The sequence below is a fragment of the Paenibacillus sp. VTT E-133280 genome, from assembly GCF_002264385.1.
GTDB classification, from domain to species: Bacteria; Bacillota; Bacilli; order Paenibacillales; family Paenibacillaceae; genus Paenibacillus_AQ; species Paenibacillus_AQ nitricinens.
In genome coordinates this window covers 1-15,180 of the sequence record NZ_NFUX01000080.1, presented here as the reverse complement: position 1 = coordinate 15,180, position 15,180 = coordinate 1, and the positions used below count along the sequence as shown (strand labels likewise).

General features: G+C 46.5%; 10 protein-coding genes. 2 read left to right on the top strand and 8 right to left on the bottom strand.

Going from position 1 to position 15,180, the window contains the following annotated elements:
• Positions 1 to 307: 307 nt before the first annotated feature.
• The 3 genes from CA600_RS26155 to CA600_RS26140 all read right to left on the bottom strand — a co-directional run bounded on the left by CA600_RS26155 (position 308) and on the right by CA600_RS26140 (position 6,078).
• Positions 308 to 3,328, bottom strand: a complete 3,021-nt coding sequence (locus CA600_RS26155; protein WP_143812198.1) for a DUF4855 domain-containing protein — start codon at positions 3,326 to 3,328, stop codon at positions 308 to 310.
• 403 nt (positions 3,329 to 3,731) lie between these two features.
• The gene (locus CA600_RS26145) at positions 3,732 to 4,520 is read right to left on the bottom strand and encodes a response regulator transcription factor (protein WP_179281741.1); all 789 of its coding nucleotides are present in this window, start codon (positions 4,518 to 4,520) and stop codon (positions 3,732 to 3,734) included.
• Entirely contained in the window at positions 4,489 to 6,078 is a 1,590-nt protein-coding gene (locus tag CA600_RS26140) for a sensor histidine kinase (RefSeq protein WP_179281740.1), read from the bottom strand. Before CA600_RS26140 ends, CA600_RS26145 begins: the two co-directional genes overlap by 32 nt.
• Positions 6,079 to 6,350: 272 nt before the next feature.
• Here CA600_RS26140 and CA600_RS26135 point away from each other — a divergent pair, with 272 nt between their 5' ends.
• The gene (locus tag CA600_RS26135; protein WP_179281739.1) at positions 6,351 to 8,141 is read left to right on the top strand and encodes a flavocytochrome c; all 1,791 of its coding nucleotides are present in this window, start codon (positions 6,351 to 6,353) and stop codon (positions 8,139 to 8,141) included.
• Positions 8,142 to 8,555: 414 nt separating this feature from the next.
• On the opposite strand, the gene rlmD is transcribed toward CA600_RS26135, so the two are convergent.
• The 4 genes from rlmD to CA600_RS26115 form a co-directional block, all read right to left on the bottom strand.
• Positions 8,556 to 10,106, bottom strand: coding sequence for a 23S rRNA (uracil(1939)-C(5))-methyltransferase RlmD (gene rlmD / locus CA600_RS26130; protein WP_094874081.1), 1,551 nt, complete (start codon positions 10,104 to 10,106; stop codon positions 8,556 to 8,558).
• A gap of 142 nt (positions 10,107 to 10,248) precedes the next feature.
• On the bottom strand, positions 10,249 to 11,139 hold the full coding sequence (locus CA600_RS26125) for a diacylglycerol kinase (RefSeq protein ID WP_094874080.1): 891 nt from the start codon (positions 11,137 to 11,139) through the stop codon (positions 10,249 to 10,251).
• A gap of 227 nt (positions 11,140 to 11,366) precedes the next feature.
• Positions 11,367 to 12,137, bottom strand: coding sequence for a sirohydrochlorin chelatase (locus tag CA600_RS26120; protein ID WP_094874079.1), 771 nt, complete (start codon positions 12,135 to 12,137; stop codon positions 11,367 to 11,369).
• A gap of 3 nt (positions 12,138 to 12,140) precedes the next feature.
• On the bottom strand, positions 12,141 to 12,431 hold the full coding sequence (locus CA600_RS26115; RefSeq protein ID WP_019913624.1) for a YerC/YecD family TrpR-related protein: 291 nt from the start codon (positions 12,429 to 12,431) through the stop codon (positions 12,141 to 12,143).
• A gap of 430 nt (positions 12,432 to 12,861) precedes the next feature.
• On the opposite strand from CA600_RS26115, the gene CA600_RS26110 reads away from it, so the two are divergent.
• The gene (locus CA600_RS26110; RefSeq protein ID WP_094874078.1) at positions 12,862 to 13,431 is read left to right on the top strand and encodes a hypothetical protein; all 570 of its coding nucleotides are present in this window, start codon (positions 12,862 to 12,864) and stop codon (positions 13,429 to 13,431) included.
• Between the two features lie 17 nt (positions 13,432 to 13,448).
• Here the strand turns inward: CA600_RS26110 and corA are convergent, their stop codons facing one another.
• Positions 13,449 to 14,408 carry a magnesium/cobalt transporter CorA gene (corA, locus tag CA600_RS26105; RefSeq protein ID WP_094874077.1) on the bottom strand — a complete coding sequence of 320 codons (960 nt, stop codon included), beginning with the start codon at positions 14,406 to 14,408 and terminating at the stop codon, positions 13,449 to 13,451.
• Positions 14,409 to 15,180 lie beyond the last annotated feature (772 nt).

The window sequence follows — 15,180 nt, the reverse complement described above, 5'->3', positions numbered from 1 at the left end:
ACTGCCGATTATTTGTACTTGAGAATTTCTGCTTCAATTACAGTATATTTTTTATTGACCTTGAAGATCGTTCCCGCAGATGATTCTCCCGTTTAAGAAAGAAGAGATCCCGTCTTGTCATCCCCTCTGTACATAGAAACAAGCCGATTAGGTATAGACCCCGTGGTCTGGCACCTAATCGGCCTGTTATGTTACGCCTCAAACGTGTTTACTTCGGTTATTAGTCTTACTCGGACAGATCATTCGATAACCGATATAGAAAGTTTCAGCGCGGGTCGTATTGCTGCTTGGATGAATTATTTATCCATTACTTATCGTGACCTTTACCCGGGTTTTCTTTTGAGTATTCAAAGGTCACTTTTACAGGCTCGCTCATATAGCCAGTCGATAGATACGCCTCATGGGTTCCCTTTAAATTACCCGTAAGTTTGAATGTGAATTGGAAGCTTCCCGCGACTGTACTCTTCGTCTCATCTTCGAGATGAACCTTGCCTTTCGAATCAAGCACCTTCAACTTCACATTTGTAAGGACGCCATTCATCAGCAATCCATCAATCGTTACTTTTTTCGTTTCCTCGTCAACCTTTACTTGTATGCCCTCAATGCCCTTCACGTCTACAGCGCCCGAGAGGTTATAGACACCAAACTCGTAGATGGAATATCCGTAATCGGTTGCTCTTTTTATGCCTTGTAACTTCATGTATCTTGCCTTGACCGGGTTGAACTGAATCGTTTCTTTGCCTTCATGCGCGGTAATCATTCCGTCATTTGGCATGACATTGATCCAGTTCTGCTTATCGTTCGACACAAGAAGTTTGTATTTATCGGCACGAGCATATTCCCAATCGATTCGAACCGTATCCATTTCCTTCACTTCATCGAGATCGACCAGGAACCAAGTATTGTCCACGTATTCGCTCGCCCATCTTGAAGCAGGGAATCCATCGACGGCTTTAGCCGGTGCATAATTCGAATTATTGCCTTCGGTCGACGAAGCTTCTACCGTTTTATTCTGCGCCAAATTGCCTATTAGGTAATAGACGCTTTCCTTCAGCGTATTGTACGCCTCATCTTTTATCGTACCCGCCTTCTTGAATTCATCCAGCTTTGCATTAAAGCCTTGGAGATACTTGGTGACTTGCGCTGCATCTTTCTCTTCATAGCGCTTCATCATTTCCAAATAGTTGTTCAAAGAACGCACCGTTGCAGAATTCGTAAATTGCTTCGCTGTTTCGAAGCGGTCGACTAGCGCTTTCATACCAGATGCATTCGTCATTGCTTCGATAACATATGACTTTGTCACCATACGCCCCGCGGTAACGGTAATGTTAAGCTCATGTTTGCCAAGCTTGCCTGCAAGCGGAATAACGGTACCCGCTGTATAAGGCTTGCCGTCATACGTCGCCGTCACTTTCGTCAGACCATCATCCGTTCTAAGCTTCCATGTAAAGGATACGGATTCTGAATCGGGCAGCTTCATCCCTCTCTGGAACGGCTTGCCGTTCATCTGCACGTCTGCCTCGGAAGGCGGAGCCTCGTTGACCTGATACGTTCCTTTAACAAATTGATACAGCCAGTCGTAAAGAACGCGTGTCGCTGGATCTTTACTTACCGCGGTGTTATAGACTGCATTGTTGCCTTGATAATACGATTTGAAGCCATCCTTCATGAGCCCTGTCTTCGCACCACTGTTCAAGTAATCGATATACCGCTCGCGGAACACGCCGTCCGTCAGCATCCGATCATCGAACTCGAGTTCATTGGACATGCCATACTGCTTCGCCAGATTCGCAGAATCCTCCAAGCGCTCGATATCCGTCGGCTCGAAGAAGTAGTTCGGTTGGATCGTTACCGCATCGAAGCCGACATCCTTCCACATGAACGCTTTATAAGCGAAGAAATGCGGAATCCAGAAGAACTTCAGGTCCTTGCCGCTAATTTGCATGTCATGCAGGGTGCTGCTCACCGAACGGATCAGATCCGGTCCGGATTGGCTTGTGCTGATTTGCTCTTCGAACCAGTACATACCTACAAGCTCGAGGTTAGCGTAACCTCTTGCTTCCCATCTCGATTTGACTTGCTGCAGCCACCATTGAACTGCTTTTTCACGGTTCGCAAGGGCTTTCTCTTTGCCAACGGAATCATTGAAGCTCAGCGATTCTCCACCTTGTTCAACAGCTCCGAAATTAGTGATCGATTCACCTGGATCCGGAATCATGAGGACAACCTTTTCCTTTACGCCAGACTCGTTCAGCGCATCGGATACTTCCTTAGCCGCTGCGTTTAACGCATCCATATCGCCGCCTGCCGCAAAGGTTTTATCCAGATACCATTTCCAATCTTCCAGATAAGCCCGCCCGCCGAAATCACGACCTGGATTTGGAGAGTTAATGCCAAGATACAGGACGCCGTCGAAGAGTCGATCCTTAATTTTGCCGTCCTTATCGACATAACTAATGTTCGGAATGATCCGTTCTTTCGTCCAGATGCCTAGGTCATTCGCATATTGCCCGTTATACAAAAGTCCAAGATGCTCGATACCCGCTGTCGCTTCGCCTGCCGCCAAGAATTTCGGCATTTGCGTTGGAACAGTTACGGCTCCGGCAACTTTGCCGTCTTCACCGAGGATTTCAATCTCATCCACGAAGGTCATTGCACGCGTATGCATGGTGAATGTCACTTTCACATAGCGAGCATACGCGATCTTCGCATCTGGGCCGATCGCTTTAATGCCGTCCTTGCTGCCATCCCACACATAGGTCTCCGTGTATTTGCCGTCATTCCACAGCTTCTGCGTGGCATTGTCTTTGAGCAGTCCCCAGTTCACCTTGTCATCGGAGACGTACATCGATACCGTGAGTGGAACGAGTACATTGTTCGTTGGCCAATCTTCGAGGAAATTGGCTTTAATACCCGCGATGGATTTCTTCGCCCCCAAATCAAACACAACTTCGCGTGTCTTACTCAAATGATGTCCAACCCATGCTCCGTCGGATCTATCGCTTGCCCCATATATACCATCCGTAAGTGTGTTGCCTTCATCCGGATAGGAAGCTTCCGGCTCTTGCGACCACTCATAAGATAAGCCCGCTGCAAGATTGTGATAAACCGCCCCATACACTGACGCAATAACACCCTCCGTACCCGCTCCCGGCAGGTCTGATGGATTCGTCACCTCGACCGGATCGGCTTCGCCCGGCGGGTTCGCTGGTGTCTGTTCCTCTGTCTGTGTAGGCGGCAGCGCCTCTTCCGCTTGCGCAATCGGCATCATCGTTACGATCATGATCGCGACCATGACGAGAGCTACCCATTTTCTACTCCTCTTCATATCGTACGAACTCCCTTCTGATTCTTGAGTCAAGAAACATCAATCTCCTAAATAGTATGCGCTTTCATTTCAGCTTACCTCGATGCTCTTTCCTCCCTTCCGAGATTCCGACACGTCATAGAAGCTTATAACATATGTCAATGTCCTTATAGTAACATTATGAAAAGTGGCCTTTCTTTCAAATAGATAATTAATGACATTGGGTATACACTTGTTGACATGAAGGCCTCCACGTCGTGTTTTTATAGGTATAAAGATAGCGCTTACCTCCTTAGGTCCTACCCATTTTGTGTCAATGTCCACTAAGCAATCCAACAAATAAAAAAACACAACCCCCTCGAGGTTGCGTCGTGTTTATATATGGTGACACCTAATTGCTGCGGGGTTCTACTAAATTGATGCTCTATCCATAACCGAACGGATGCTTTTTGTACTCTAAGGGGCTTGAGCCGACTCTATTTTTGAACACACGACTAAAATAGTACTGGCTCTTATACCCTACCTTCACGGCCAGATCCCCGATTTTGATATTCGGCATTACGTCATCCAGAATCTCCTTCGCCTTCGATATCCGAAGCTCGGTGACATAGTCAAGGAATGAAGCACCGATTTCTTGCTTCATACGCTTGCTAAGATAGGTTGGGTTGATATGAAATAGCGCTGCTACTCGAGTAATAGACAACTCCGGATCCTGATAATGACTGTCAATATACTCGGTCACTTTTTGGATAAGCACTGTTCCATCCCCTGTATACCCGGAAAGCCCCAGCTCCTTATCCACCCTACTTTCATGTGAATGCAAAGGATATTTTGCCTGAAGATGTTCATCGATCCGATGAAGCAGCTTGTTCAGATCACTCTTCGGCACAGGTTTCAATATATAATCGAATGCTTGCAGTTGCACGGCTTGACGCGCATATTCAAAGTTATCGTAGCCGCTGATGATGACAATTAGAACCGACGGGCAGCGTTCGCGCAATATATTTATCAGATCGAGTCCATTCATATTCGGCATGTTGATGTCCACAAGACATACATGTGGTGGGGCTTCCTCCACCATTTTCAATGCTTCGTTTGCACTTTTCGCTTCTCCTGCAACTTCAAAAAGATACGAACTCTCCTCAATGTATTGTCGCAAGCCTTTGCGAATGATCGTTTCATCATCGACGATGACAATCTTCCACATCTTCATTCCGCTCCCCTTCCAAAGGTATTCGAATGACCATAACGGTAATGCCATCTTCACTCTTTACTGCAAGACCATATGGCACCCCGTAAGCTAGTCGAATGCGATGGTTTACACTGTATAGTCCAAAGCCTATGGCAGAACGATCATATTTATCATCAAGAAGGGCTTGATTCATCTGTTCAAGCCTCTCTTCAGGAATCATAACCCCATTATTTTTAACCTTAATGACCAAATAATCGACCTGTTTATATGCTGAAATCGAAATTTTGCACTTTTGATCCCCAAGTGGCTTAATCCCGTGATAAATCGCATTTTCCACCAACGGCTGCAGCATGAAGCGAACGACTTGGCACTGAGCAAGCTTTTCATCATATCGAAGCTCGTAGTCGAGAATCTCCTCATATCGCACGCCTTGAATATGAAGATAACTCTCGACATGGTACAACTCCTGATCAAGCAGAATGTAGGGACTGCCTGTGCCAAGCCCTAATCGGAAATACGCGCTAAGCGCTTCCACCATCTCCACCACATTGTCTGCTCCATGTTCCGTTGCCATCCACTGGATCGTATCCAATGTGTTGTATAAAAAATGCGGCTTGATCTGCTCATGAATCAGTCTGAGTTCCATCTCCTTTCGGTCCTGCTCCACAGCGTATAATTGAACAAGCATGTCATTGAAGCTTCGCCCAAGATCGCCGATCTCATCCGAGCGCGTAACATCTGCCCGTATGGTTTGGTTGCCATTCTGCACATTTTCCATTACCTGGCGAAGCGACTGAATGGGACGAATAATGGAAGAAGCAAGCAGCATCAGAAAGACGATAACCGCACTACCGATAAGAATGCCTACCAGCAATGCAGTCCGCTGGGTTTTGATCACCGCTAGCGATAAACTTGAATTTGGTACTTCGAGTACTAGCTTCCAGCCTTCCACATTTTGAATTGGAGCCTCAAATACACTTATGTTCTTCTTATCTGCTGCATCATCCGCTCCCTCTCCTTCACCCAGCTCTCTGCAATCGATGATAAGCTGGCCTGACTGGTCATATAGCATTACATCTTGAGCAATCTCCTTCATCTTCTTGACGGAGACGGCTGCGGCAATATAAGCTACCTCATCATTCACCAATGGATTCACGCGATACAGAATGACGACGATTTCAGCTGCATTCGCTTTGGATACGATCGGATTGCTCACCACATAATTGGAATCTGAATTTAGCAGTAGTTTTCGATAGTAGGGTCGGTTTAGTATCGAAAAAGGCTTGTCCCTTGCTGACCAGGAATTTCCGTGAATATCCACCACGCGTATGGATTCGTACTCTACTTGCTTTTTCGCCTCGAACTTATCGATCTCTTGCAGCAATTCATCTCGTGTCCAATGATGGTCCGAAGCTAGAGAAGCAAGCATGTCTATCTCACCGATGCGCTGATTAAACCAATAATCGATCTGGTCACTGCGTGCAGTAACCACTTGCTGCGTTAAGTTCTTATTCAAAGGGACAACCGTATGGTTCATCTCAAAATATATTGTTACAAGCAATGCAACGAACAGCAGCAAGAAGCAGCCTCCTGCGATTAACGTAATTTTTAAGTGAATTGTTTTCATTGTAATCATAGCCCTTCACAATATCCGTTTCTTACATGCCCGAAAAAGACAAAAAAACGCTAATCTGTGCAAATACATAATGCTGTACTAAATCTATAATAGGTCTTGTGCATATTTTCACATGAAATAACATTCATGTCTAGGCTAGAGATAAAGGATTTGCCTAGCAAATCTTCCTCTCCCTAGTGTATGTAACCAATTCACAACAGAATGAAGGAGATATTATGCGAACTCACACGAAAAAGCTGTTATCTATTCTACTAGTCCTCAGTCTTATGTTCATGCTTGCTGCCTGCGGCGGTAAAGAGGCAGCACCCGCTGCAGATGCAAACGGAGTTCAAGTCTTTGAAGGAGTTGGGCAAGGTAAACATGGCGATATTAAAGTACAAGTTTCCTTATTAGATAACAAGATCACTGACATTAAAGTAACAGAGCATAAGGAAAATGAAGTACTTGCAGAGCCTGTTTATACGCAGCTCAAGCAAGATGTCATGACAACTAACAGCGCAAAAGTTGATGCCATTAGCGGATCTACGGCTACAAGCAAAGGATATCTCGAAGCCATTCAAGATGCAATTACGAAGTCTGGACTTACTCTTGTCGCTGGCGCTGCAGTCAGTGGAAGCAAAGATAAAGAAGAAGCCGAGCAAACCTATGATGTTGTCGTCATCGGTGCCGGGGGTGCTGGCTTTAGTGCGGCTATCGAAGCGAACAGCGCTGGAGCTAATGTAGTTCTGCTCGAGAAAATGCCAGCTGTTGGCGGCAACACATTGATCTCCGGTGGTGAGATGAATGCGCCTGACAACTGGGTTGAACGTGCTCTTGGCATCACTGATGACACGGCTGACTTGTTCTATGATGATACGATGAAAGGCGGAGACAACCTCGGGGATCCTAAGATGGTTCGTATTCTTGCCGACAATGCACTGGCATCTGCCGAATGGCTGCGCGATGATATCAAGGTAGAGTTCTTACCTGATCATCTGTTCCAATTTGGAGGCCATTCCAGAAAACGTGCGTTGATTCCTGTAGGTCATACAGGTGCTGAATTAATTACCAAGTTAAAAGCAAAAACAGACGCTGACCGAATCACGATCAAAACGAATATAAAAGCCGAAACCTTGCTGAAGGACGAAAGCGGCAAAGTAACCGGTGTAACTGCGACTTCGGGTACTGGCGACAAGATCACATTCCATGCGAACAAAGGCGTCATCATCGCTACCGGTGGTTTTGGATCCAATGTAGAGATGCGTAAAAAGTATAACCCTAAAATGGATGAAAAATATATGTCTACCGATACACCAGGATCTACAGGTGACGGTATCGTTATGGCAGAAACGATTGGCGCCAAGCTGACAAACATGGAGAATATTCAAACGTATCCAATCTGTAATCCTGAGACAGGTGTTATTTCCCTGGTTGCAGATTCCCGTTTCGATGGTGCGATCCTGATTAACCAAGAAGGCAAGCGCTTCGTTGAGGAATTAGAACGTCGTGACGTTATTTCTAAAGCAATTCTTGCCCAGACGGGCGGATATACGTATCAATTATGGAATCAAGGCATTGAGGATATCGGTAAAACGATCGAAGTTCATCAAGACGAATACGATCAACTCGTTAAACAAGGCTTGCTATTTAAAGCCGATACGATTGAAGAGGCGGCTGATTTCTTCAAAATTGACGTGAACACTTTGAAAGAAACAATTAATAAAGTAAATGATTATGCGAAAACAGGTAAAGACCTTGATTTCAAACATCGCGGTGGATTGAAATCTCTTGAAAAAGGCCCTTACTACATCGAAAAAGCTGTACCATCCGTTCACCATACAATGGGCGGATTGGTGATCGACGAGAAGACTCGCGTATTGAATGAAAAAGGCGAAGTCATCCCCGGGCTGTTCGCTGCAGGTGAAGTAACAGGGGTCATTCATGGTGCAAACCGTCTCGGCGGTAATGCCATCGCTGATATCTTCACCTTCGGCCGGATTGCAGGCAAACAAGTTGTAGCAGAGTAATCTTATTTTTGTGTAACTGCTCTATTAATAAGTTAGCCTTAAAAACGTGCAAGATAGTTTGTAGAGTGCAGGTTGACTGCTAACTTTCAAGCTGCACTCTATGACATAATAAACCGCCCTGTCCGCAACATTGCGAACAGGGCGGTTTATTTATGGTGGAGCCTAGGGGCTACGCTCGTCTAACTCGCTGCTCTTTTATCGTTCTCCGCTAGTGGAAAAATTACCCATTTCTTTTCTGGTACTATTACTAAAACTATAGCAATGATTTAGTCTCTACTTGACAAGGAGCACTTCAACTGCCTGGTGTCTTCTGTTCATTTAGGCTGGAACTCGATGGATTTCCATATCAATTTCAAATCAAGTCTGATCTCCGCCATCTGTACCATATTGAAAATCCAAGTGAATAAAAGGGTTTTATTTCACCGTTTCACTCTTTACCAGCAACGCCACCGATTCCACATGCACCGTATGCGGGAACATATCCACCGGAGTTACCTCCACTGTTCTGTACCCGCCATCTTCGAGCACCCGCAAGTCCCTTGCCAATGTGGATGGATTACACGACACATACACCACACGCTCCGGCTTCATCGCTAGAATCGTCTCCAACAACCGTGGATCACAGCCCTTACGCGGTGGATCGACCACGATAACATCTGCCGTTATCCCCTGTTCTTTCCAATTCGGAATGACATCTTCAGAGGCTCCAACCTCGAACACTACATTCTTCATCTCATTCAACTTCGCATTCGCCCGGGCATCCTCAATCGCTTCCGGTACAATCTCCACACCGTATACCTTAGCCGCATGCTGCGCCAAAAAGAGAGAGATCGTACCGATGCCGCAATAGGCATCGATAACCGTTTCATTGCCAGTCAGTCCGGCGTATTCTACGGTTTTTCCGTACAGCACCTCAGTCTGTGCCGGGTTCACTTGATAGAACGAACGCGCTGAGATTGCGAACTGTACATCGCCGATGTAGTCATAGATGACGTCTCTGCCCCACAGGACGCGGGTTTCGTCCCCGAAGATGACATTCGTGCGCTGAGTGTTGACGTTCTGGCAGATGCTGACCACGTCTGGCAGCTGTTCGCGGATGCTCCCGAGCCAGGCGTCCAGGTGCGGGATGTCGCGGCCGTTGGTTACGAGGACGAGCATCATTTCACCGGTGCGGAAGGCTTTTTTCACGACGACATGGCGCAGCAGGCCGCGGCTGGTTTCTTCATTATAAGCAGAGATGCCGAGTTCTCTGCCGATGCCTTTCACCTTGCGCACAACGTCATCGTTATCTTCATGCTGAATTAAGCATGTTTCCATATCGATGATCCGGTGGCTTCCCCGCGCGTAAAAGCCGCCCACAAGGCCGCCTTCTGTTACGCCGATCGGCACCTGAGCCTTGTTCCGATAACGCCAAGGCTCGTCCATGCCCAGTGTAGGGCGGACGAGAATGCCCTCTGTCTTAGCCACTCCAGCGCCATCCGCGATGTCACCATCGTTAGCACGGTCCATCTGACTCTCAACAGCTTCATTCGCTTTGCTCTTTCCGCTGTCTCCGCCACTACCACTCACCCGGAGCTTTCCAATCCGCTCCAGGTTGTCCACCACCAGCTGCCGTTTCCACGTCAGCTGAGCGGCATAGTCCATATGCTGCAGCTGACAGCCGCCACACTTATCATAGATCTCGCAAGGCGCCGCAATGCGGGCGCTGCTCGCCTCTACTAAATTCAGCAGCTTGGCGTAGCCATACTGCTTCTTAGTCTTGAGCACCTTTGCCCGGACCTTCTCTCCGGGAAGAGCTCCCTGCACAAAAAGGGTAAAGCCTTCAACGCGGCCTACCCCTTCACCTTCATGGGTCATGCCGATAATATCGAGCATAACCTCATCATTTTTATTCACAGGCAGTTCGGCGACAGGCGCCTTGCCGACTGGGCGGCTGGTGCTGCGTCCACTGCGGTGTTTACTCATTATTTATAGTTCACTTCTTTCATTATCATCGCTGTATAAACCCAATTAAATGTCTTCAATCATTTCCATCACTGTAAATCTTACAGTCTCTTCGATCAAAGATCATCGCTGTATAATCCCACATTCTTACTTTCAATCAATCTCAGTTATTCTCAGCAAAAATCCGCAAATGCTGCGGCAAAATCCGGAATCGTCCTGGCAGCTCTCCACCCAGTTCACCGTCCAAGTTCAATTGGACATGCCCTGGTGAGATTACATCCATCGCATCCGTGCGGAAATAAACAACCTTCTTATCATTCAAATGCTCACCGCGAAGAGCCAATCTGACCAAACGGACAAACTCTGCCAGATTGCATTTTTTAACCGCTATAACATCTAACAGACCGTCATCGATACGAGCGCCGGGAGCGAGCTTTTCAAAGCCGCCAACAGAATTCGTGTTTGCAATCAGGAACAGCATGAACTCATCATGAATAACTTCTTGGCCATTGGCACGAATGATTAATTCCTGAGGTGACAGGCTGACCATTTTTTCAATACCTTTTAGATAGTACGCAAGCTGCCCTATCATGGTCTTCAGCTTACTAGGAACTTCATATGTCAGTTCGGTTAGACTACCGCCGCCTGCTATATTAATAAAATAACGGTCATTTGCCTTGCCGATATCAATCGGACGTGTCTCTTGGCGAATGATCAGATCACAGGAATCTTCCCAGTTCTTCGGGATCCCCATTGCACGTGCGAAATCATTAGTAGTACCAAGCGGCAAGACGCCGAGCGGGGGAAGATTAGGCTTCTCCGCCATACCATTAATAACTTCATTTAAAGTGCCGTCGCCACCGGCTGCTATGATCAAGTCATAACCGCGTTCTACTGCATCTGCAGCAGCTATCATAGCATCGCCTTCTCCGGTTGTTGCATGGCAGGTGGCTTCAATGCCACCAATATCCAGCCGGTCCAAAATATCGGCGAGCCGCTTCTTCATTTCTTCCCGTCCAGAAGTGGGATTATAAATCAATCTCGCAGTTTTCATTACCGGAACGCCACCTGTTTTTATAATAGAATAACCTAATTGATTATACCTAATTCGGACCACTACAATCAATGTTAAAGGCCCTTTCATGCAAATATTCCATTATACAGCAATTCATGACACTTTATTTAACAAAAAAATATATTTATATGTATATGCAGCAAATCCCGTATTATCCACGGATCTGGGCCCTTTTTTATGATTAAATGTGCTCAGGGGTAGGTGCTTTATCGTTTCATTCGAATCTGTTCGAGGAGTGTCTCTACCTGTCTCTCCATCCAATGCGGAAGAAGGGGGTGCGGCAGAAGTGTTTGACCAGAATACTTATAGGTTAACCCTTTTAGTCTGTCCGGAACCACATGCTTAGTAAAATAGCCTTCACTCAAAAAAAGCGGCGCCACCAGTACCTCGTGACCCTGCTCCTGCCAATACTCTACCTTGCTTCTTACACTATCCGGACTCAGCAGAGCATAGTCGGCCGCCGCTACGCCACTCACCTCACGGACACGTCCCGCCAGCGAAGATATGCCCTGCTCCCAGCGCTGCCGGAAACCATCATATACACTGCCATGCCCCACAAGCAAAATCGTCTCTCGCTTCGGTTCCGTAGACAGCTCACGTAGCTTGTCCCAAATCATTACAGCGATGTCCGGATCATCGTCGATAGGATAACCATAGTGAACTTTAGCCTTCACTAAGAACAGCGCTAAATCCGTCTCACGTTCAGGCTCAGGTTTGGCGCCTAGTGCATATTCTATCTCATCGACATGTGTACTTCCTGAGGAAACGAACAATGGGATCACAATAATATCTGTGACCCCTGCGTGTTCCAGCTCATTTATTCCATCTTGAATCAGACGGCCCTCTACCAGCTCTAAAAAAGAGACCACAACAGGAATCTTTTCACCTAGCGACAATCCGCTTACGGCTTCCTCTACAATCGATACCCAAGCCTCGTCGCGAGAGCCGTGACTGATAATAAGTACGCCCGGTACCATAAATTAACGTCCCAAACGTTCCAGCGTTAATTTATAACCGTCATTACCGTAGTTCAGGCAACGTTTTACACGGGAAATCGTAGCTGTGCTTGCACCCGTCTCTGCTTCGATCTGGTTGTAGGTGGAGCCTTTGCCAAGCATACGCGCTACTTCCAGTCGCTGCGACAACGATTGAATCTCGTTCACAGTGCACAGATCATCAAAGAACACATAACATTCTTCCATATTTTTCAACGTTAAAATAGCTTCAAATAATTGGTCGATACTTTTATCATTCAACTTCTTAAGTTGCATCAGCTTTTCATCCCCTAAAAGTTCTATCAGCATTAGTTTCTCTAATTAAGCTCCGTACAAAACTAGCTCCGGAAACATAAACCTCATGCGACTATCCTGCCTTTACTATATTGCACTGGAGCGCATTTTTCAAGCATTAACGATTTCACGCTGTAAAGAGTGAAATCGATGGACAAACGTCCACCCATGGCGCACACTCAATATGTACCCAACCGCGTTTATTTCTTCCTGCATAAGAAATAGCACCTACACTATAGTACTACATAAGCGCCGAAAATCAAGCTTGTACACGCTTTTTTCACTTCTTAAGGACGATTATAGGCATTCGCCCTTTTCCGCTCCTATCACGGGTAACCCGGGCATTCGTCTATACCGTATGTTCGCCCATGACATACAGTATAGCAGACCACTAACAAAGGAATGTGATATTATGCCTGATCATTACTATAATCATTCCCGCCGAAACCAGCGTTCATTGACCGATACTTATAATGCATCTGCTTACCCCGGGCTCAGTCCATATGCGCCTTCATCCCCCCCAGGAGAGAGCGGAATCCTTTCTGCTTTAGGAGCAGAAGCAGCTACCGAAACTGCGCTAGCGCTTCCTGCTGCTGAAGCCACAACTAAGGCAAGCGGCGGGCTTGCCGGATTGCTTAGCGGCTTGGGCGGTTTAGGCGGCGGTGGCGGAATCGGTGGGAATATGGAGCAAATCAAAGGTATCATCGACCGAATGGGCGGTATTGACGGGATCGTAAACTCCATGGGTAAGGTGCAGAAGGTGATGTCCGGCTTCCAGCAGATGGCTCCGATGGTTAAGCTTTTTATGGGTAACTTCGGCAAAAACAAAGGCTCCTCAGGTGCACTAGCTGCCGAAGAGGATGCAGCGCTGTACAGCCCTAACCGACGCAAAAAAAGACGTTCCACCTCGACCCGCCGCAAATCTACTACAACCACACGCCGGCGCTCTACTCCCTCTACTGGAAAACGTCGCCGCAAATAGCGGTGACGTTTTATTTTTCACTTAAACCATCCACTACGCCGGAACCATCTGAACATACTAACACCCACCACCAGCATAAATAGCAGAACGCCAAAATATCCATACTTCCATTCGAGCTCAGGCATCACCACGAAATTCATCCCATAAATTCCGGCAATCAGCGTCAGCGGCATGAATACGGTAGTGATTACTGTTAGTGTTTTCATGATCGAATTCATCCGGTTAGAGTTAAGAGATATGTAGCTATCACGTAGGTCCGCAGTCATTTCTCGATCCGCCTCAATCATATCGGACAGTTTTAACAAATGGTCATAGATATCGCCAAAATAAATCCGTTCCTCGCCGTTGCTCTGGACATGCTGCGAATTCAGAATCCGGTACATCAAATCGCGCATCGGCACAATCGTCCGCCGCATCTTGAGCAGCCTTCCGCGCAAACCAAACACTTGGCTCATCAAATCCTCCACCGACTCACTGCTGCCATTGCTCTCCAGATCCGCAAGCTCGTCCTCTAAACTGTATAGGCACGGAAAATACTTATCTACCAGCTTGTCCATTACTGTATATGCAGCCGCCATCGGACCACCCGACCAGCCTTTACGACTATGTATTTCACGCTTCACCTGCTCCCAAGCTTCATTCATCTCTGTTTTTTCCTGATGATGATAGGACACGAGGTAATTTGCGCTCAAAAAAAGGTCAATTTCTTCAGCATCCAGCGTCTCTTCATTCAGCGCATGCAGCACAAAAAACTGTACTTCCTCATAATGATCCAGCTTCGGCCGCTGTAGTACATGCATACAGTCCTCAATCGCCAAAGGGTGAAAATGAAAGTAGTGATCCAACAGCAGCGTCTCCTCTGCCGTAGGTGTAGCAAAGTCTGCCCATATCCATGCATAATCCTCCCGCCGGATATCCTGCAAAGGTATGTCTGTCAGCACCTCACCAGTATGCGTCACCGCAAGTGTATGTATCATAAATGTTCCTCCGCTTCATCTTCTTCCACGCATCTATTGTACCGCAAGAAGAGGAGTCTTCCAAAAATAACAAAAAAGAATCTCAGCCGGAGAATCGTAGCTCTGAGGTTCCATTACTCTTTAGTGTCCCATTCCTTCCTTTTGTTCCTAGGTTCATTTTTTTCTAATACCCTCCCAATTGTTCCTGCGATCTCATTTCTCTCCTCTACCAGCTACCAATACCAGTGCCATAATCGCAACAATAGCTAAGCTATCGTGAATTACCGCCATTTTACGAAACGTTTGGTTGTAAGGAGTACTGAGGTTTAACACTAATTATTCGGGCTTAACTACACCGGCTTAACTTTGTCGGAATATCTGACTATCGCCTCGCGCACACTTATTTTTGTATCTCAGTTTCCACTTTGATCCTATTTATGGTTTATAGGTAAAAGATCTAATCACTTATTAGTAAGTGTCGTTCATCTTCTTCTTCTCGCCTTTGATCAGACGGCTCATAGTGTATATAACGATGCTTCTCAGATGGTGAGGAAAGGATGGATAAAGAAAATAGGGTTGGGTTGTCACCGAACTTAATTAAATCGTATCGAGTGATTGTTTAATGATGAGTTAGTTTAAATTCTAACCCGCCGCTTAAATTCGACAGATGCACAAAAAGCTACGTCAGACATCCGCTCAAATACACCTTACCCTATCTTTATTTAAACACTCTCATCTGTATAAGCTAGACTCTGCTAATCCAAAGCATTTATGCCCTGCTTTCTACTCATTC